At 71.5% G+C, this 22,114-nt stretch carries 4 protein-coding genes; all 4 read right to left on the bottom strand.

Annotation, left to right across the window (positions count from 1 at the left end; all coding sequences use genetic code 11):
• Positions 1 to 2: 2 nt before the first annotated feature.
• Genes VF106_RS16120 through VF106_RS16105 form a run of 4 tightly spaced genes read right to left on the bottom strand, consistent with a single transcriptional unit; the run spans position 3 to position 22,114 of the window.
• A complete protein-coding gene (locus VF106_RS16120; protein ID WP_330840525.1) occupies positions 3 to 776 on the bottom strand; it encodes an arylamine N-acetyltransferase in 774 nt (257 codons plus the stop codon).
• Between the two features lie 13 nt (positions 777 to 789).
• The gene (locus VF106_RS16115; RefSeq protein WP_330840524.1) at positions 790 to 11,178 is read right to left on the bottom strand and encodes an SDR family NAD(P)-dependent oxidoreductase; all 10,389 of its coding nucleotides are present in this window, start codon (positions 11,176 to 11,178) and stop codon (positions 790 to 792) included.
• A gap of 45 nt (positions 11,179 to 11,223) precedes the next feature.
• Entirely contained in the window at positions 11,224 to 16,707 is a 5,484-nt protein-coding gene (locus VF106_RS16110) for a type I polyketide synthase (protein WP_414638981.1), read from the bottom strand.
• Between the two features lie 25 nt (positions 16,708 to 16,732).
• Positions 16,733 to 22,114, bottom strand: a complete 5,382-nt coding sequence (locus VF106_RS16105; protein WP_414638979.1) for a beta-ketoacyl synthase N-terminal-like domain-containing protein — start codon at positions 22,112 to 22,114, stop codon at positions 16,733 to 16,735.

Below are 22,114 nucleotides of genomic sequence, written 5' to 3'. Positions count from 1 at the left end.
GCTCAGCCGAGGTCGCCGGAGAGGATGCGGGACAGCAGCATCCGATGCTCGTCGTCGTCGGTGATCGTGCGCACCTGCTCGCGGCCGTTCCGGACGGTGAGATACCGGCGCTGTCTCATGAGGACCTGACCGTTCTCGACCGCCCGGCCGCACAGGATTTCCTGGGTGTCGTCCCGTTCCGGGTCCGCGAGGATCTCCCGGAAGTTGTCCTCCAGTTCCTTCCAGTCGCTCCACTGGCGGGGTTTCGTCGTGAAGGTGTAGATGAGGCCCCAGCGGGTGGCCGGTCCCCTGCGTTGCAGCGCGAAGCCGTTCTCGTGGTCGACCAGCCGGAACTGGCTCCCGTGCTGGGACTGCACCGTGTCGGCGACCAGCAACGGCTCGACGTAGGTCGGGCCCGGGTAGCCGACGTCCACGAGCCAGTCCTCGCCGTCGAGGCGGACACGGTTGAACATGTGCTCGATGTCGGTCCCGAACGCCTGGCCTTCCGCGGTGCTGCCGGCCAGCAACGTGACGTCATAACCCAACTCCTGGAGGAGCCGATGGAACAGCCGGTTCAGGTGGTAGCAGGCGCCGCCGCGCCCGTCGACGACGCTCGTCTCGAAGCTGGCGTCGTCGTCGAGGTCGACGATGTGCACACCGTCGGCGAGGTCGTAGGCGAGGCTGCTGTAGGGAATCGCCATGAGGTGGTTTCTCTGCAGTTTCCGCAATGTCGCGATGTCCACACCGGTCTCTCCCGCGCAGCCGATCCGCCGGAGGTAGTCGTCCACATCGAACACGTCACACCCTCTTTCAGACGGAGACCGGTACTGGGGCCTGTTCGCCGCACATCAGCTCGTGCAGGTGGGTGGCGAGCATTTCCGGTGTCGGGTAGGCGAAGACGAGATTGGGCGCGATCTTCCGTTCGGTGATGTCACGGAGCCGGTTGCGCAGTTCGATGGCGGTGAGCGAGTCGAAGCCGATCTCGAACAGCCCCTGGTCCGCGTCGATGTGGTGGGTCGCGCTGTAACCCAGAACGGCGGCCACCTGTGTCCGCACGAGGTCGAGCAGGATCTTCGCCTGTTCGTCGGCGGGCAGTCCGGCCAGCCGGTCGGACAGGCCGCGCTCGTCGCCGGTGCCCGCGGTGTGTGCCAGTTGCCGGCCTACCCGAACCAGGCCACGCAACATGTGCGGCACCTCGGCGCCGGCACGCACTCCACGCAGGTCCAGTTTGGCGGGCACCACCATCGCGTGCCCGGACCCGACGGCGGCGTCGAACAGTTCCATGCCTTCCACCGCCGTCATCGGCAGCAGTCCTCCGCGCCGGTTCATCCGGGACCGGGCGAGGTCGTCGGTGCCGGCCGCCATGCCGGTGTTCTGCTCCCACAGGCCCCACGCCAGCGACAGCCCCGGAAGACCGGCCGCCCGGCGGTTCGCCATCAGCCCGTCCAGGAACGCGTTCGCGGCCGCGTAGCTGCCGCTGCCAGCACCCATGAACACGCCCGAAACCGAGGAGTAGACGACGAACGCGTCCAGGTTCGTGCCGCGGGTCAGCTCGTCCAGATGCCGGACCGCGTCCACCTTCGGCGCGAACACCTCCGCCAGCCGGTCCGGTGTCACCGTGCCGATCACCCCGGCGTCCGAGACACCGGCCGTGTGCACGACACCGGTCACCGGGTGCTCGTCGAGCAGCGCCGCAACCTGGTCGCGGTCGGACATGTCACAGGCCACGACCGACACCAACGCGCCTAGTCCGGTGAGGTCGGCGACCAGTTCCCGCGCGCCGTCGGCGGCCGGGCCTCGCCTGCTGGCCAACACCAGGCGCCGCACGCCGTGCCGGGTGACCAGATGCCGGGCGACGAGACCACCCAGCGAGCCGGTGCCGCCGGTGACCAGGACCGTCCCTTCTGGACCGAACACCGTCGGCACGCCGCCGGTGGCACGGGTGAGCCGGGGCACGGACAGCGCCGTGCCGCGGACGGCGACCTGCGGTTCGCCGCTGGCGAGCACCGAACCCAGCACCGGTTCGGCTCCGTCGCGGGTAGCCGGGTCGAGGTCGATCAGCACGATCCGGCCGGGGTTCTCGGCCTGGGCGGCACGAACCAGGCCCCACACCGCCGCGCCCGCGGGGTCGGTCACCGTGCCGTCACCGGCGGGCACCGCACCTCGCGTGGCGACCACCAGCCGCGACTCCTCCAGCCCGCCGCCGGCGAGCCAGCACTGGAGCGCGTCCAGCACGTGGGTGGTCAGGCCCAACACGTCGGTGCCGACGGCGTCCAGGACCGCTGCCGCCGGGGCGGCCCGCAGACCAGACAGGACGTCGTCGGCCAGGGTCGCCACCTGTTCGGCGTCGGCCACCGGCACCCACGACGGCGCGGGCTCTTCCTCGGCCGTGGGCAGCGCGGTCCAGTCCACCCGGTACAGCGAGTCGACGCGCCCGGTGCCCGACGCCGTTGCCAGCTGTTCGTTGGTCACCGGCCTGCCCACCAGCGAGTCCATGGTCACGACGAGACCGCCTGCCTCGTCCACGGCCTCGAGTGACATCGCGTCGGGCGCGGGTCGCGCGACACGCACCCGCAGCACCGCGGCGCCGGCCGCGTGCAACCGCAGTCCGTTCCACGCGAACGGCAACGAGAGTTCCTGCCCGTCCGGTTCGCCATCGGCCGCCGCGATCAGGATGGTCGAGTGGAGGGCCGCGTCCAGCAACGCCGGGTGGATGCCGAACCTGCCCGCTTCCTCGCGCGCGTCCTCGGGCAGAGCGACCTCGGCGAAGATCTCAGCGTTGTCGTCGCTCCCGCGCCGCCACACGGCCCGCACGGCCTGGAAGGTGGACCCGTATTCGTACCCGACCCGAGCGAGCGGTTCGTAGCTGATGTCGACCGGCTGCGCGCCGGGCGGCGGCCACGCGGTGAAGTCGAACCCGGCGCCGCCGCGACCCCGCTGAGCCGCGAGCATGCCGGTGGCGTGCCGGGTCCACGTGTCCTCGTCGCCGGCGTCTTCGCGCTGGGAGTACACGTCGACGGTGCGTGCGCCGTGCTCGTCGGGTCCGCCCAGTGCGACCTGGACACGGACCCCGCCACGCCGGGGCACCACCAGCGGCGCCTCGATCACGAGCTCGTCGAGAACCGAGCACCCGGCTTCGTCCCCGGCCCGCACGGCCAGTTCGACCAACCCGGTGCCGGGGACGATGACGACGCCCCGGACGGCGTGGTCGGCCAGCCAGGGGTGGGACCTCAGGGAGAGCCGTGAGGTGAACACGAGGCCGTCGGACCACGGCAGTCGCACGACCGCACCGAGCATCGGGTGGTCGGCGCCGGCCAGTCCCAGCGAGACGGCGTCGGTGGCCGACTCTGGTGTGTGGAGCCAGTAGTGCCGGTGGTCGAAGGCGTAGGTCGGGAGGTCCACCCGCTCTGCCGGGGCGGGCAGGACACCGGTCCAGTCCACCGCGACACCGCGGACGAACAGCTCGCTCATGGAGGTGAGCAGCCGACGGAGGCCGCCGTCGTCCCTCCGCAGCGACCCGACCACCAGGCTGTCGGTGATCTCGGAGAGGGGCTGCGCCAGCACCGGGTGCGCACTCACCTCCACGAACACGCCGTAGCCTTGGTCGACCAGCTCCCCGACCGCCGGTCCGAACCGCACCTGGTTGCGCAGGTTCCGGTACCAGTAGTCGCCGTCGACGACACCCGGGTCCTGGATCCACTCGCCGGTCACGGTGGAGTAGAAGGGAATGGCCGGTGCCCGAGCGGTGATCCCCGCGAGTGCTTCGGCGAGCGTGTCCTCGATGTCCTCGACGTGCCGGGTGTGCGAGGCGTAGTCCACCGCCACCCGCCGTACCCGAACACCGTCGCCGGACAACGCTTCCAGCGCCTCGTCTAGCGCCTCGGCATCACCGGCGATCACGCACGAGGTCGGACCGTTCACCGCCGCCACCTCAACGGGCCCGGCCAACCGCGCGAGCACGTCGTCCTCGGCAAGCGCGACAGAAGCCATACCACCGCGCCCGGACAGCTCCGCCGCGATCGCCTGACTGCGCAACGCAACCACCCTGGCGGCGTCCTCAAGAGACAGAGCACCAGCCACACATGCCGCAGCGATCTCTCCCTGCGAGTGTCCGAGCACCGCGTCCGGAACCACACCGACCGACGCCCACACCGCCGCCAACCCCACCATCACCGCGAAACAGGCGGGCTGGAGCACATCGACCCGGTCGAGCAGCTCGTGCTCAGCATCGCCACTCAGAACGTCCTCGAGAGACCATTCGACCCACGGCTCCAGCGCGGCAGCACATTCGGCGATCCGCTCAGCGAACACCGCGGATGTGTCCAGCAGCTCCCGGCCCATCCCGACCCACTGCGTACCCTGGCCCGGGAACACCCACACCAGCTTCCCCGGCGGACCCGAAGCAGGCATCCTGCCGGTCACCAGACCGGGTGCGTCCTCGCCGCGCGCCAGCGCCTTCAGCCCGGCCATGGCCTCGTCACGCGATCCCGCCACGACCACGGCACGCTCACCGAGCACGGCCCGGCCGGATGCCAGCGCGCCGGCCACACCCGTCAGCGACACGTCCCCTTCGACGAACGCCGCCAACCGACCTGCTTGTCCCGCCAACGAACCCGCGCTCCGCGCCGACACCACCAACGGCACCACACCGTCGGCCGGCGTCTCGCCGGGGACCGGCCGCGCCTCGTCCAGAGGCGCTTCCTCGATGATCAGGTGTGCGTTCGTCCCGCTGATCCCGAACGAGGACACCCCAGCCCGGCGCGGATGGCCGTTGCGCGGCCACTCCCGGGCCTCGGTCAGCAGCTCGACCGCACCGGCCGACCAGTCCACCTGGGTCGTGGGCGCGTCGACGTGCAGGGTGGGTGGCATGACGCCGTGCCGCAGCGCCTGCACCATCTTGATCACGCTCGCCACGCCCGCGGCCGACTGGGTGTGGCCGATGTTGGATTTCAGCGCCCCCAACCACAACGGGCGTTCCCGGCCCTGCCCGTAGGTCGCCAACAACGCCTGCGCCTCGATGGGATCACCCAGAGCCGTACCGGTGCCATGACCCTCCACGACGTCCACATCGGACGGAGAGAGACCCGCGCCGGCCAGGGCCCTGCGGATCACCCGCTGCTGCGACGGACCGTTCGGCGCCGTCAGACCGTTGGAGGCGCCGTCGGAGTTCACCGCGGAACCACGCAGCACCGCGAGAATCCGGTGCCCACGCTCCCGCGCCACCGACAACCGCTCCAGCACGACGATCCCGACGCCCTCGGCCCACCCCGTGCCGTCCGCGCCGTTCGCGTACGCCTTGCACCGACCGTCCCCGGCCAGGCCACGCTGCCGCGAGAACTCCACGAAGGTGCCTGGCGTGCCCATCACCGTCACGCCACCGGCCAGCGCCATCGAGCACTCGCCCTGCCGTAGCGCCTGCCCGGCCAGGTGCATCGCGACCAGCGAGGAGGAACAGGCCGTGTCGATCGTGACCGCCGGACCCTCGAAACCGAACACATAGGACACCCGACCGGACGCCACACTCGACGCCGCCGCCGTGCTCGCGTAGCCCTCCAGCTCCGATGGGGGCACACCCATCCCGTAGCCCTGGTTGGACACTCCGGCGAACACGCCGACATCGGTGCCCTTCAACGAGGAGGGGTCGATGCCGACGCGTTCCAGCGCCTCCCACGAGGCCTCCAGCAGCAACCGCTGCTGCGGGTCCATCGCGAGCGCCTCACGCGGCGAGATCCCGAAGAACCCCGCGTCGAACAGCCCCGCCCCGGGCAGGAAACCGCCTTGGCTGGTGTACGAGGTGCCCGAGCGATCGGGGTCGGCGTCGAACAGGCCGTCCAGGTCCCAGCCGCGGTCGTCGGGGAAGGGGGACAACCCCTCGCGGCCCTCGAACACCAGGCGCCACAGGTCGTCGGGATCCGCGACGCCGCCAGGCAGGCGGCACGCCATGCCGACGATCGCGATCGGTTCGTCCGCACGCGTGGACACCACCGGCGCGGCGGGCGTGCCGGCCACCGTGTCACCCAACTCGTCGCGCAGGTAGCGGGCGAGTGCCAGTGGTGTCGGATAGTCGAACACCAGGGTCGCGGGTAGTTTCAGGCCGGTCGTCTCCCGGAGCCGGTTGCGCAGCTCCACCGACGTCAGCGAGTCGAACCCTGCGTCGGAGAACACCGTGTCCGCGCGGACGCCCTCCGACCCGGTGTGGCCGAGCACGACCGCGACCTGCCCGCGCACGAGGTCCAGCAGCAGCGTCTCCTGCTCGGCCGCGGCGAGCCCGGCCAGCCGGCGCACCAGCCCGCTGTCACTCGCGGACGCCGCCCGTGCCTGCTGCCGACCCGCGCGCACCAGGCCGCGCAGCAGGTGCGGGACCTCCTTGCGTGCCGCGGCACCGATCCCGCGCAGGTCCAGCTTGACCGGCACCATGAGTGCCCGATCCGCCGCCACGGCGGCGTCGAACAGGTCCATGCCCTCGGCGGGCGCGATCGCCAGAACGCCGCCACGGCTCGCCCGCGCCTGGTCCGCGTCGCCGAGCTTCGCGGTCATGCCATCGGTCTGCTGCCACATGCCCCAGGCGAGCGACGTTCCCGGCAGGCCCGCCGCTCGACGGTTCGCGATCAGCGCGTCCAGGTAGGCGTTGGCGGCGGCGTAGTTGCCCTGGCCTGCGGACCCGAACACCCCCGCCCCTGCCGAGAACACGACGAAGGCGTCGAGGTCCATCTCGCGGGTCAGCTCGTCGAGGTGCCGCACAGCGTCGACCTTGGGCGCGAACACGGTCGCCAGTCGTTCCGGGGTCAGCGCCTCGATCACGCCGTCGTCCAGCACCCCCGCCGTGTGCACGACACTCGTCGGCCGGTGCGCGGCGAGCAGCGCCGCGACCTGGTCCCGATCGGACAGGTCGCACGCCACGACCGAGACCTCCGTGCCCTGCTCGTTGAGCGCGGCGACCACGTCGTCCATGCCCTGTCCCCGCCTGCTGGCGAGCACCAGCCGCCGAACACCGTGGCGGGCCACCAGGTGCCGGGCCACCAGAGCGCCCAGCGATCCAGCACCCGAGACCAGAACCGTCCCTTCCGGACCGAACCGAGGAGGCGAGGCCGGGGGCTTGACCCGGGCAAGCCGAGGCGCTGACAGCGCGGTGCCCCGGACGGCGACCTGCGGCTCGCCGCTCGCCAGCACCGAACCCAGCACGGTGTCCACACTGGACTCCGGATCGAGGTCAAGCAGCACGATCCGGTCCGGGTTCTCGGCCTGAGCGGAACGCACCAAGCCCCACACGGCGGCCGCGGCCGGGTCACTCACCACACCATCGCCGGCAGGCACCGCGCCCCGGGTCACGACCACGAGCCGCGACTCCACGGCACCCGCGAGGTATGCCTGCACAACGGCGAGCGCCCGCGACGTCACGTCCAGCGCGGTGTCCGCGCCGCCGACAGCCTCGAACACCCCGAGCCCGTAGACCAGCGCCGTCACGTCATCGGCGGTCGCCACTGGCATCCACAACGGCGCCGATTCCTCGTGAGTCGCCGGCAGTTCGGTCCAGTCCACCCGGAACAACGCGTCACGGGTCGGCGCGGCGTCGAGCTGCTCGGTGGACACCGGGCGGGACACCAGCGAGTCCACCGTCACCACGAGGCCGCCGGTCTCGTCCGACGCCTCCAGTGACACGGTGGTGGGTCCGCCGATCACCAGGCGCACCCGCAGTGCCGCGGCGCCGGCGGCGTGCAGCACCAGCCCGTTCCACGCGAACGGCAGCGCCGGCTGCCCGAGTTCCTCCTCGGGCGTGGCCGCGACGCCGAGCATGCCGGCGTGCAGCCCGGCGTCCAGCAGTGCGGGGTGGAGGCCGAACCCGCCGGCGTCCTCCCGGTGTTCGTCGGGCAGGGCGACCTCGGCGAAGACCTCGTCACCGCGCCGCCACACCGCGCGCAGGCCCTGGAACACCGGTCCGTACGCGTAGCCGCGCTCGGCCAGCTCGGGGTAGAAGTCCGCGATGTCGACCCGCTGAGCACCGGGTGGCGGCCAGGCGGTGAAGTCGTAGCCCGAGCCCCGCGCCGGCGGTGTCGCCGTCAGGGTCCCGGTGGCGTGCCGCGTCCACACCTCGTCGCTGTCGGCCTGGTCCTCACGCAGGGAGTACACGTCCACGGTGCGTGAGCCGGTCTCCCCCGGCGCACCCACCGCGACCTGCACCCGCACGCCGCCGTCCTCGGGCACGACGAGCGGCGCCTCGATCACGAGTTCCTCGAGCACCGGGCACCCGGCCTCGTCGCCGGCACGCACGGCCAGCTCCACCAGACCGGTGCCGGCGACGAGCACGACCCCGCCGATGGCGTGGTCGGCGAGCCAGGGGTGCGTCCTGGCCGACAGGCGCGACGTGAACACCAGCCCGTCGGAGTGTGGCAGCCGCACCACCGCGCCCAGCAGCGGATGGTCGGCCGCCGACTGCCCGAGCGACGTCACGTCGGTCGCCCTGCCGGTGGCGTTGAGCCAGAAGTGCTGGTGGTCGAAGGCGTAGGTCGGCAGGTCCACCCAGCCCGGCAAAGCTGGCAGCACGGCGCTCCAGTCAACGGACACGCCGCGCACGAACAGCTCGGCGACCGTGGCCAGCACGGTCCTTTCTTCCGAGCGGTCGTCGCGCAGGGCCGCGACACAGGTCACCCCGGCAGCGGAGCCTTCCTCGACAAGGCCGGTCAGGGCCGCGCCGGGACCCAGCTCCACGAACAACGTGCCGCCGCCGTGCGCCACCGCGGCCGCGATGCCCTGGGCGAACCGGACCGGCCGCCGCACATGGTCGGCCCAGTACCGCGGGTCGGCCAACTCACCGGGTTCGGCCAGGTTCCCCGTCACGTTGGAGATCACGGGGATCGTCGGCCGTCGCCACGTCACGTCGCTCAGCTCGGCGGCGAACTCGGCGAGCATCGGCTCCATCCGGGAGGAGTGGAAGGCGTGTGAGACCGCCAGCCGCTTCGTCTTGTGTCCCCGCTCCCGCAACCGGTCAGCCGCCGCGAGGACCGCGTCGTGATCGCCCGAGAGCACCACGGCGGCCGGGCCGTTGACCGCCGCGAGCTCCACGCCCTCACCCAGCAGTTCGGCGACCTCGTCCTCACCTGCCGCCACCGCGACCATCGCCCCGCCAGGCGGCAACGCCTGCATCAGCCGGCCCCGGGCCGCGACCACCCGCGCCGCGTCCTGCGAGGACAACACACCCGCCGCGTACGCGGCGGTGATCTCGCCGACCGAATGCCCGATCACCACATCCGGCCGCACGCCCCACGACTCCACCAGCCGGAACAGAGCGCTCTCCACCGCGAACAGCCCCGCCTGCGTGAACACCGTCAGGTCCAGGAGCTCCGCACCACCGGCCACCTCGCCCAACACCACGTCCCGCACCGAATGGTCGACCCACCCGGCCAGGAACGCGTCCAGGTGCGCACATGCCTCGTCGAACGCCTCCGCGAACACCGGATACCGCTCGTACAGCTCTCGGCCCATCCCGATCCGCTGCGAGCCCTGGCCCGGGAACACCCACACGGTCTTGCCCGGCGCTCCCGCACTGCCGGTCACCACACCGGGCGCGTGCTCTCCTCGAGCCAGTGCGGCCAACCCGGCGAGCGCCTCCGCGCTGTCCTCCGCCACCACCACGGCACGCTGACCGAGCACCGCACGGTGAGACGTCAACGCCCCGGCGACCCGCGCCAACGACACCTCGCCGGCGCCGGAGGAGAGAAGCGACCCCAGCCGTTCTGCCTGAGCCGCCAGGGAACCGGGGCTTCCCGCCGACACGACCAGCGGTGCAGCACCGACGAGCGCCGGCTCCTCGGAGATCGGCTCCTCCTGTGGCGCCTCCTCGAGGATCAGGTGCGCGTTCGTCCCACTGATCCCGAACGCGGACACCCCCGCCCTGCGTGGACGACCGTTCCTCGGCCACTCCCGTGCCTCGGTCAGCAGCGAGACCGCACCGGCCGACCAGTCCACCTGCGGGGTGGGTTCTTCGACGTGCAGGGTGGGTGGCATGACGCCGTGCCGGAGCGCCTGCACGATCTTGATCACACCGACCACACCCGCGGCCGCCTGTGTGTGCCCGACGTTGGACTTCACCGAGCCCAGCCACAACGGCCGTTCCGGATCCCGGCCCTGCCCGTAGGTGGCCAGCAACGCCTGGGCCTCGATCGGGTCACCCAGGGCGGTTCCGGTGCCGTGTGCCTCCACCATGTCCACATCGGACGGAACCAACCCGGCACCGGCCAGCGCCCTGCGGATCACCCGCTGCTGCGACGGACCGTTCGGCGCGGTCAACCCGTTCGACGCGCCATCCTGGTTCACCGCGCTGCCACGCAACACGGCCAGGACTCGGTGTCCGCGCTCCCGCGCCATCGACAACCGTTCCAGCACCAACACGCCGACACCCTCGGCCCAACCGGTGCCGTCCGCCGTCGAGGAGAACGCCTTGCTCCGTCCGTCAGGCGCCATGACCCGCTGCCGGGAGTAGGCCACGAAGGTGCCGGGGGTCGGCATCACCGTCGCGCCACCGGCAAGCGCCATCGAGCACTCGCCGGTCCGCAACGCCTGCGCGGCAAGATGAATCGCCACCAGCGACGACGAACACGCCGTGTCCACCGTCACCGCGGGACCCTCGAAACCGAACACATAGGACACCCGACCCGACGCAACACTCGACGCCCCGCCCGTGCCCGCGTAGCCCTCCAACTCCGGCGGGACCACATTGGCACCGGTCCCGTAGCCCTGGGTGAAGAGTCCGGAGAACACCCCGACATCGGTGCCCTTCAACGAGAACGGGTCGACGCCCGCGTCCTCCAGCGCCTCCCACGAGGTCTCCAGCAGCAACCGCTGCTGCGGGTCCATCATCACCGCCTCACGCGGCGAGATACCGAAGAGGCCGGCGTCGAAAAGCCCAGCCCCCTGAAGGAATCCACCCTGGCTGGCATACGTCGTGCCAGGATGGTCGGGGTCCGGATCGAACAGACCGTCCAGGTCCCAGCCACGGTCGGTGGGAAACTCGGTGAGCGCGTCGACCCCGTCGGCCACCAACGTCCACAAGTCCTCCGGCGAGGACGCCCCGCCCGGCAACCGGCACGCCATCCCCACGATGGCGAGCGGCTCGTCAGCGTGTCCCGAGCCCTGCTTGCGCAGGCTGTGCAACTCGGCCGTGACGCGCTTGAGGTACTTGAGGAGTTTCTCGTCCGTAGCCATTCTTCACAATCCTCACGAAGGTTTGTCGAAAGCCTCGACGGTGTGTCAGACGAGCCCGAGCTCCTCGTCGATGAAGTCGAGGACCTCGTCGGCGGAGGCGGATTCCAGCTGCTCCGCCGCCGTGGAGACGTCCGCCTGTTCAAGAACTCCGTTGCACCTGGCCACCAGACCCTGAAGGCGAAGCGTGATGCTGGATTTCATGGACTCGTCGAGGCGAAGACCGCTGATCAACGACTCGACGGCCTCGATCTTGGCCTGCACGAGGGAAAGCGCGTCCTCGCTGACACCGAGCTCGGTGCGCAGGTGGCGGGCGAGGACCTGCGGGGTGGGATAGTCGAAGACCAGCGTGGCGGGAAGCCGCAAACCGGTTCCCTCACGCAACCTGTTGCGGAGTTCCACCGACGTCAACGAGTCGAACCCGACGTCCTTGAACGCCATCTCCGCCCGCACACCTCCGGACCCGTCGTGCCCGAGCACGACCGCCGCCTGATCACGAACGAGGTCCAGGAGCAGCGCCTCCTGCTCGGCCGCGGCCAGCCCGGCCAGTCGACGGACCAGCCCACTGTCACCGCCGGCCGCCCCCCGCGCCTGCTGCCGCCCCACGCGAACCAGTCCGCGCAGCATGTGCGGGACCGCACCACCGGACTTCGCGCCGGCCCGCACCTCACGCAGGTCCAGCTTGACCGGCACGAGCAGCGCCTCGTCGAGGCCCAGCGCGGCGTCGAGCAGGTCCATGCCTTCCGTCGCCGTGATCGCCAGCACACCACCACGGCTCATCCGCGCCCGGTCGACACCGCCGAGATGAGCGATCATGTCCGTGGCCAGCTCCCACAGCCCCCAAGCCAGCGAGAGTCCCGGGAGTCCTGCCGCCCGCCGGTTCGCCATCAACACGTCCAGGAACGCGTTCGCTGCCGCGTAGTTGCCCTGACCGGCGGACCCCAACACGCCTGAGGCGGACGAGAACACGACGAACGCGTCGAGGTCCATGCCGCGGGTCAGCTCGTCGAGGTGTCGTACGGCGTCGACCTTCGGCGCGAACACGGTGGCCAACCGCTCTGGCGTCAATGCCTGTATCACGCCGTCGTCCAACGCACCCGCCGTGTGCACGACACTCGTCGGCTGGTGTGTGGCGAGCAGTGCCGCCACCTGGTCCCGGTCGGACAGGTCACAGGACACCGCGGACACCGCCGCTCCCTGCTCGGTGAGCTCGGCGACCAGGTCCGCCATGCCCTCGGCGTCCGGACCCCGCCGGCTCGCGAGCACCAGGTGCCGCACTCCGTGGTGACTGACCAGATGCCGGGCGACCAGAGCGCCCAACACTCCCGCGCCCGAGACGAGAACCGTCCCTTCCGGACTGAACACCGCGGGCGCGTGCGAGGGCTGGTCGCCTGCGCGGGCAAGACGCGGGACGGCGAAGGTCTTCCCGCGCACCGCGATCTGCGGCTCGCCGCTCGCCAGCACCGCGCCCAACACGGATTCCGCAGCGTCATCGGAAGCCGGGTCGAGGTCCAGCAGGACGATCCGGTCGGGGTTCTCGGACTGGGCGGCACGCACCAGACCCCACACCGCCGCGGCGGCCGGATCGGTCACCGCACCGTCGCCGGCGGGCACCGCGCCGCGGGTCACGACCACGAGCCGCGAATCCTCCAGCCCGGCCGTCGCCAGCCAGGCCTGGACGGCCGCCAGCACCCGTGATGTCACGTCCAGCGGGGCGTCCGCACCGCCGATGGCCTCCAGCATCGCCGCCTCGGGCACGCCATCGGCCAGGGCCGCAACGTCGTCAGCGGTGGCCACCGACACCCAGGATGGCGAAGATGCGGCTGGGGCAAGGGAAAGCTCGGGCCACTCCACCCGGAACAACGAGTCGCGGTTCTCGACCGCCGCGGTACCCAGCTGCTCGGCGGACACCGCCGAGAACACGACCGAGTCCACCGACACCACCGGACCGCCGACCCCGTCCGCCGCTTCCAGCGACACGGCGCCAGGCCCGCTGGGTGCCAGCCGCACCCGCAGCACCGAGGCACCCGCCGCGTGCAGCACCAGCCCGCTCCAGTCACGCGGTTGGCGCGGCTCCTGTTCGTCCAGGTCGCCTTCGGCGTTCAGCATGGTCGAATGCAGGGCCGCGTCCAGCAACGCCGGGTGAACGCCGAACCCGCCGGCGTCCTCCCGCAGCTCCTCGGGCAGGGCGACCTCGGCGAAGACCTCAGCGTTATCACCGTCACCGCGCCGCCACACCGCCCGCACGCCCTGGAACGCCGGCCCGTAACCGAACCCGCGCTCGGCCAGGTCGTCGTAGAACAGGCCGGGGTCCATCTCGACCTGCTGCGCACCCGGCGGCGGCCACGAAGCGAAGTCGAATCCCGTTCCCAGCGTCGCCGGCGCGGCCGACAGCACGCCGGTGGCATGCCGGGTCCACACCTCCGCGTCGCCGTCACGCAGGGAGTACACCTCCACGGTGCGTGAGCCGCGCTCGCCCGGTCCACCCAGCACGACCTGCACCCGCACGCCGTTCTCTGGTACCGAGAGCGGTGCCTCGACCGCCAGTTCGTCGAGGACCGAGCAGCCGGCCTCGTCACCGGCACGCACGGCCAGCTCGACCAGCCCGCTGCCGGGAACGGTCACGACACCACCGATCGCGTGATCGGCCAGCCACGGATGCGACCGCACCGACAGCCGGGACGTGAACACCAGCCCGTCGGACGGCGGCAACGACACCACCGCACCCAGCATCGGATGATCGGCCGCCGCCTGCCCCAGCGACGCGGCGTCGGTGTCCGCCGGAGCGGGCTGCAGCCAGAAGTGCTCGTGGTCGAACGCGTACGTCGGCAGGGCGACCCGTCCGGGTGGGACGGTCGGCAGCACACCGCGCCAGTCCACCGCGACACCCCGCACGAACAGCTCCGCCATCGACGTCAGCAGCCGCCGCAGGCCACCGTCCTGACGCCGCAACGACCCGCCCACCGCGGCGTCCACGCCGGCGTCGTCCACGATCTCGCTGATCGGCTGCACCATCACCGGGTGTGAGCTGACCTCGACGAAGAACCGGTGCCCGTCGCCCAGGAGCGCGTCGACCGCGCCGTGCAGATCCACCATCTGCCGGCAGTTGTCGTACCAGTACGTCGCGTCCAGCCGCTCGCCGTCGAGAACGCCGGGTTTGACGGTGGAGTAGAACGGCACCGTGCCCGGCTTTGGCCGCACGTCCTTGAGCAAGCCGAGTAGCTCGTCCCGTAGCGGCTCGACCTGGACGCCATGGGAGGCAACGGTGCTGGGCACCACACGTGCCCGCACGCCGGCGGCCTCACACTCGTCCATGAACCGTCGCAGCGCCGAGGTCTCCCCCGACACGGTGCACGCCCCAGGACCGTTACGCCCGGCGATACTCAGCTCCGGATAGCCGTGGAGCCGCTCCCGGGCCGCGTCGGCGGACAACGCCACGGACGCGATCGCGCCATGGCCCACCAGCCGCCGGGCGAACAGGTCGCTGCGCAACACCGCGACACGCACGGCATCCGTCAAGCTCAGGACACCCGCCACGTGTGCGGCCACGATCTCGCCCTGCGAATGGCCCACCACCGCGTCGGGGCGGATACCAAAGGACTCCCACACCGCGGCCAGCGACACCATCACCGAGAACAGCGCAGGCTGCAGGACCTCGATGCGATCCAGGCCCTCCTCGCTGCCCAGGACCTCGAGCACCGACCAGCCCGTCAGTGCCGCGATCGCCTCGTCGCACTCAGCCATCCGGGCCGCGAACACGGGCGACTCCTCGAGAAGCCGCTGGCCCATCCCGACCCACTGGGTGCCCTGGCCGGGGAACACGAACACCACGCCGCCATCGCGGATCCCGTCGCCCACCACGCCTCTGCCGGCGGCGACTGTGCCCGATGATCGCTCCGCACTCTCCGCGATCTCCCTCAGTCCGGCGATCGCCTCGTCCCGGCCGTCCGCCACGACCACGGCACGCTTGTCCAGCACCGCCCGGCCCGACACCAACGCACCGGCCACCTCCGCGAGCGGCACCTCGGCACCGGCGTTCTCGATGTAGGCGGCCAGCCGATCCGCCTGCCCCACCAGGGACGCCGTGCTGCGTGCCGACACCACCAGCGGCAGCACACCCTTGGGCACCGCCTCCTCGGCGGTCACGGGCTCCTCGGGCACCTCTTCCAGGATCAGGTGCGCGTTCGTTCCGCTGATCCCGAACGAGGAGACCCCGGCCCGGCGCGGACGACCGTCGCGCGGCCATTCCCGCGCCTCCGTCAGCAGTTGGACGGCACCCGCCGACCAGTCCACCTCAGGCGTGGGTACCTGCGCATGCAACGTGGGGGGCAGCACGCCGTGCCGCAACGCCTGCACCATCTTGATCACGCCGCCCACACCCGCGGCGGCCTGTGTGTGACCGATGTTCGACTTCAACGACCCCAGCCACAACGGCTGATCCCGGCCTTGGCCGTAGGTGGCCAGCAATGCCTGCGCCTCGATAGGATCACCCAGCGCGGTACCGGTGCCGTGCCCCTCGACCACGTCCACATCGGACGGAGAAAGGCCGGCGTTGGCCAGCGCGCCGCGGATCACGCGCTGCTGCGCCGGGCCGTTCGGCGCGGTCAGGCCGTTGGACGCACCATCCTGGTTCACCGCACTGCCACGAATCACCGCCAGCACCCGGTGCCCACGCTCGTGCGCCACCGACAACCGCTCCAGCACCACGACACCGACGCCCTCGGCCAGCCCTGTCCCGTCCGCGCCGTCCGCGTATGCCTTGCAACGACCGTCCTCGGCCAGCGCTCGCTGCCGGGAGAACGTCCGAAAGGCGCCGGGGGTCGCCATCACCATCGCGCCACCGGCCAACGCCATCGAGCACTCGCCGGACCGCAGCGCCTGCGCGGCAAGGTGGATCGCCACGAGCGACGACGAGCACCCCGTGTCGATCGTCACCGCCGGACCCTCCAGCCCGAGCACATAGGACACTCGACCCGACGCGATGCACGCCGCCGCTCCCGTGCCAGCGAGTCCCTCCATCTCCGGCGGGACCACTCCGCCACCGGCTCCGTAGCCCGTGGCGGACAACCCGGAGAACACCCCGACATCGGCGCCTTTCAACGACATCGGGTCGACGCCGGCGCGTTCCACCGCCTCCCATGACGTCTCCAGCAGCAACCGCTGCTGCGGATCCATGGTGAGGGCCTCACGCGGCGAGATCCCGAAGAGCCCCGCGTCGAACAGTCCCGCCCCGTCGAGGAACCCGCCCTGGCTCGTGTACGAGGTGCCCGCACGGTCGGGATCCGGGTCGAACATGCCCGCCAGATCCCAGCCGCGGTCGGTGGGGAACCCGGCGACGGCGTCGACTCCGTCGGCCACCAGCTGCCACAGATCCTCTGGCGAGGACACACCCCCCGGGTACCGGCACGCCATGGAGACGATGGCGATCGGCTCCTTCGCGTGGTCCACGACCTCGCGCAGCTGCTTGCGGGCGTCGCGAGCGTCGGCGATGGCCCTCTTGAGGTAATCGCGGAGTTGCGTCTCGTCAGCCACTGAAAGCTCCCAGGAGATGTCGGTGTCAGTTGAAGCGGTCGACGAGCGCGAACAGCTCCTCGTCGCTGGCGGTGTCGAGGTCCTCGTCGTCGCCCGGATCGCTGCCGGCCGTCTCCGCCGCCTGCAGCAGTTCCCGCAGGCGCACGGTGATCCGGTCCCGCGCCGTGACGTCGGCGGCCGTCGCCTCGATGGCCGCCTCCAGACCGGCGAGCCCGGCCAGCACCGAATCGGTGGCGGACACCTCGTCGACGGCGAGCTCGTCGCGCAGGTGGCGGGCGAGGGCCTGCGGGTTCGGATGGTCGAACACCACCGTGGCTGGCAGCTTCAACCCGGTCGCCTCACGCAGCCGGTTGCGTAGCTCCACCGACGTCAACGAGTCGAACCCGGCGTCCTTGAACGCCGCGTCCGCCCGGATCGCACTGCCACCGGCGTGCCCCAGCACGACCGCGACCTGTCCTCGGACCAGATCCAGGAGCACGGCTTCCTGGTTGGCCGGAGTGAGCCCGGCCAGCCGGCGTACCAGCCCACCGTCCTCGCCGGATGCCGCCCGTACCGACTGCCTGCCCACTCGGACGAGGCCGCGCAGCAGGTGCGGAACGCCGCCGGTCGCCGCGTCGGCGCGCACCTCACGCAGGTCCAGCTTGACCGGCACCAGCAGCGCCTGCACGGACGCCAGAGCGGCGTCGAACAGGTCCATGCCGTCCTCGGACCCGAGCCCCAGGACTCCGCCGCGTCCCTCACGCCGGCTCATCCGCGCCAGGGTGAGGTCGTCGATGGTGTCCGCCATGCCGGTGACCTGCTGCCACGGTCCCCAGGCCAACGACACCCCGGGCAGGCCCGCCGCCCTGCGCTGAGCCATCAACCCGTCCAGGTACGCGTTCGCGGCCGCGTATCCGCCGCTGCCCGCGCCCATGAAGATCGACGAGGCGGACGAGTACACGACGAACGCGTCGAGATCGAGGTCACGGGTCAGCTCGTCGAGGTGTCGCACCGCGTCGACCTTCGGCGCGAACACCCCGGCCAGCTTGTCCTGTGTCAGCGCACCGATCACGCCGGCGTCGAACGCACCCGCCGTGTGCACGACGGCGGTCGGGCGATGCTCCGCCAGCAGGGCAGCGACCTGGTCCCGGTCGGACAGGTCGCAGGCCGTCACGGCCACCTCCGCGCCCCGCTCGGCTAGCTCGGCGACCAGTTCCGCCACACCGTCGGCGTCGCGGCCCCGGCGACTGGCGAGCACCAGGCGCCGCACACCGTGCCGAGTGACCAGGTGGCGAGCCGCGAGACCACCCAACGACCCGCCGCCTGAGATCAGCACCGTCGTGTCCGGACCGAACACGACAGACGAGCCCGACTCATGGGCGACACGGGCGAGACGCGGCACGGTCAGGGTCGTCCCGCGGACCGCGACCTGCGGCTCACCGCTCGCCAGCACGGCACCCAGCACCGCTTCCGGTCCGTCGCCGACGGCGGGATCGAGGTCGGCCAGGACGATCCGATCCGGGTTCTCGGACTGAGCGGCACGCACCAGACCCCACACGGCCGACGCGGCGGAGTCGGTCACCACGCCGTCGCCGGCAGGCACCGCACCCCGGGTGGTCACCACCAGCCGTGACTCCTCCAGTTCAGGCACCGTCAGCCACGCTTGCACGACCGCCAGGACCCGCGATGTCACGGCCAGCGCGTCGCCGTCGCCGACCGCCTCCAGCACCGCCACGGCGGGCACGTCGGTCAGGGCGGCCACGTCGTCAGCGGTGGACACCGCCACCCACGACGGCTCCGGTCCCTCCACTGGGGACAGTTCGGTCCAGTCGACCCGGAACAGGGACTCGGCATGCGTGGTGTCCAGCTGTTCGGTGGACACCGGCCGCAACACCAGCGAGTCCATCGTCAGGACGGGGCCGCCGGTCTGGTCGGCGGCCTGGATCGACAGCGCGTCCTGGCCGGCCGGTGCGACCCGCACCCGCAGCGCCGACGCGCCAACGGCGTGCAGTGCCAGCCCGTTCCAGGAGAACGGCATGACCGACCGCTCGGACTCCGCACCCGCCGCGGCCGCTGCGATCGTCCCGGTCTGGATGGCCGCGTCCAGCAAGGCTGGGTGGATACCGAAACCGGCGGCGTCGCCACGCAGTTCGTCGGGCAGGGCGACCTCGGCGAAGACTTCCGTGTCGCGCCGCCACACCGCCCGCACCCCCTGGAACGCGGGCCCGTACGCGTACCCGCGCTCGGCCAGGTCGGGGTAGAGGTTCTCGACGTCGACCCGGTCTGCGCCGGGCGGCGGCCAGGTGGTGAGGTCGACATCGGCACCGTTCCGGGGTTTCGCGGACAGCGTGCCGGTGGCGTGCCGTGTCCACAGGTCACCGTCGCGTTGGGAGTACACGTCCACGGTGCGTGACCCGGTGTCGTCGGGCCCGCTCACGGTGACCTGCACGCGGACTCCGCTGTGCTGGGGCACCACCAGCGGCGCCTCGGTCACGAGTTCGTCGATCACCGGGCACCCGGCCTCGTCCCCGGCCCGCACGACCAGTTCCACCAGCCCGGTGCCGGGAAAGAGCACCGTCCCACCGATCGCGTGGTCGGCCAGCCAGGGGTGCGACCGCACCGACAGCCGCGTGGTGAACACCAGCCCGTCGGACCGCGGCAACGACACCACCGCACCGAGCAGCGGATGGTCGGCCGTTGCCTGTCCCAGTGCCGCGGCGTCGGTCTGTGCGGCTGGCTGGAGCCAGTAGTGCTGGCGGTCGAACGCGTAGGTCGGCAGGTCCGCCCGAGTGGCGGGCAGGCCCCAGTCCACGGCGACGCCACGGACGAACAGCTCCGCCATGGAGGTCAGCAACCGGCGCGGACCACCGTCGTCCCGCCGCAACGACCCGACCACCACCGCGTCGTCGACGATCTCGGAGATGGGCTGCACCGACACCGGGTGCGCGCTCACCTCGACGAAGACCCCATGGCCGTGCCCCACGAGGTCCGCTACCGCGGGACCGAACCGCACCTGGCCGCGCAGGTTCCGGTACCAGTACTCGCCGTCCAGCACACCGGCTTCCTTCACCCAGCCACCGGTGACGGTGGAGTAGAACGGGATGGCCGGCGCCTGCGCGGTGATGCCCGCCAGAGCGTCGGCGAGCGTGTCGCGAATGTCTTCGACGTGCCGGGTGTGGGACGCGTAGTCCACCGCGACCCGACGCACGCGAACACCGTTGGCGGACAACGCTTCCAGTGCCTCATCCAGTGCCTCGGCATCACCGGCGATCACCACAGAGGAAGGACCGTTCACGGCCGCCACCTCGACCCGGCCCGCCCACGGCGTCAACCGGTCGACCGCGTCGTCCTCGGCCAGCGCGACGGAGGCCATGCCGCCACGGCCGGACAGCTCCTTGGCGATGGCCTGGCTGCGCAGGGCAACGACCCGGGCGGCATCCTCAAGGGACAGCGCACCCGACACACACGCGGCGGCGATCTCTCCCTGGGAGTGGCCGAGCACGGCATCCGGCCGCACCCCCACCGACTCCCACACCGCGGCGAGACCCACCATCACCGCGAAACAAGCGGGCTGGAGCAGGTCGACCCGGTCCAGCTCAGCCTCACCACGAAGAACGTCCACAAGGGACCAGTCGACCCACGGCTCCAGCGCGGCCGCGCATTCGGCGATCCGCTCGGCGAACACCGGCGAGGACTCCAGCAGCTCCCGGCCCATCCCGACCCACTGTGTCCCCTGGCCGGGGAACACCCACACGATCCTGCCCGGCGCACCCGCGCGGCCTGTCACCACACCGGCGGTGTCCTCGCCGCGCGCCAGGGCTTCCAGTCCGGCCCGCGCCTCGTCACGGGAGCCCGCGACGACCACGGCACGCTCGTCGAACACCGCCCGGCCCGACACCAGCGCACCGGCCACGGTCACCAACGGCACGTCACTCTCGAGCAACGCCGCCAGCCGACCGGCCTGCCCGGCCACCGAACCGTTGGTGCGCGCGGAAACCACGAACGGAAACACGGCCGGCTCCTCCGGCGGGACCGGAACTTCCGCCGAGGCGGGAGCCTCCTCGATGATCAGGTGCGCGTTCGTCCCGCTGACCCCGAACGAGGACACCCCGGCCCGGCGCGGATGCCCATCGCGCGGCCACTCACGGGCCTCGGTCAGTAGTGACACCGCGCCTTCGGTCCAGTCCACCTGAGTGGTGGGCTCGTCGGCGTGCAACGTGGGTGGCATGACGCCGTGCCGCAACGCCTCCACCATCTTGATCACGCTCGCCACACCGGCGGCGGCCTGCGCGTGTCCGATGTTCGACTTCACCGAACCCAACCACAGCGGACGCTCCCGGCCCTGCCCGTAGGTGGCCAGCAATGCCTGTGCCTCGATGGGATCGCCAAGAGCCGTGCCCGTGCCATGGGCCTCCACGACGTCCACATCGGACGTGGACAGTCCGGCGTTGGCCAGCGCGGCACGGATCACCCGTTGCTGCGACGGACCGTTCGGTGCTGTCAAGCCGTTCGACGCGCCGTCCTGGTTCACGGCGGAACCACGCAACACCGCCAGGATCCGGTGCCCACGCTCGCGTGCCACCGACAACCGCTCCAGCACCACGACACCGACGCCTTCGGACAGCCCCATCCCGTCCGCGTTGTCGGCGAACGCCTTGCAGCGGCCGTCCGCGGCCAGGCCGCGCTGGCGGGAGAACACGATGAAGGAGTTGGGGCTCGACATGACCATCGCCCCGCCGGCGAGCGCCATCGAGCAGTCACCCTGACGCAACGCCTGCGCCGCAAGGTGAATCGCCACGAGCGACGACGAGCAGGCCGTGTCGATCGTGACCGCGGGCCCCTCGAATCCGAACACATAGGACACCCGGCCGGACGCGACACTGCCGGCGATCCCGGTGCCCGCGAAGCTCTCCATCTCCGGCCCGACCGCGCCGTCCGCGTAGCCCTGGCCGGCCACACCGGTGAACACGCCGACATCGGCGCCCTTCAACGACATCGGGTCGACGCCGGCGCCTTCCAGTGCCTCCCAGGAGGTCTCCAGCAGCAGCCGCTGCTGCGGGTCCATCGCCAGTGCCTCACGCGGCGAGATCCCGAAGAACCCCGCGTCGAACAGCCCGGCGTCGTGGACGAACCCGCCCTGGCTGACGTACGAGGTGCCGGACCGGTCCGGGTCGGGGTCGAACAGGGACTCGAGGTCCCAGCCGCGGTCGGCGGGGAACGCCGACACCGCGTCCCCGCCCTCGGACACCAGCCGCCACAGGTCCGCCGGGCCCGCGACGCCACCCGGCAGCCGGCAGGCCATCCCGACGATCGCGATCGGCTCACGCGACGCGTCGAGCAGCTGGCGGTTCCGCTTCCTCAGCGTGCCGACCTCGTCCAGCGACTTCCGCAGCGCTTCGACGACCTTTTCGTACGACGCAGTCATCAA

The organism is Actinophytocola sp., from assembly GCF_036378875.1.
Classification (GTDB): domain Bacteria; phylum Actinomycetota; class Actinomycetes; order Mycobacteriales; family Pseudonocardiaceae; genus Actinophytocola.
The sequence above is the reverse complement of the archived record's forward strand: the minus strand, read 5'-3'. Positions and strand labels throughout refer to the sequence as shown.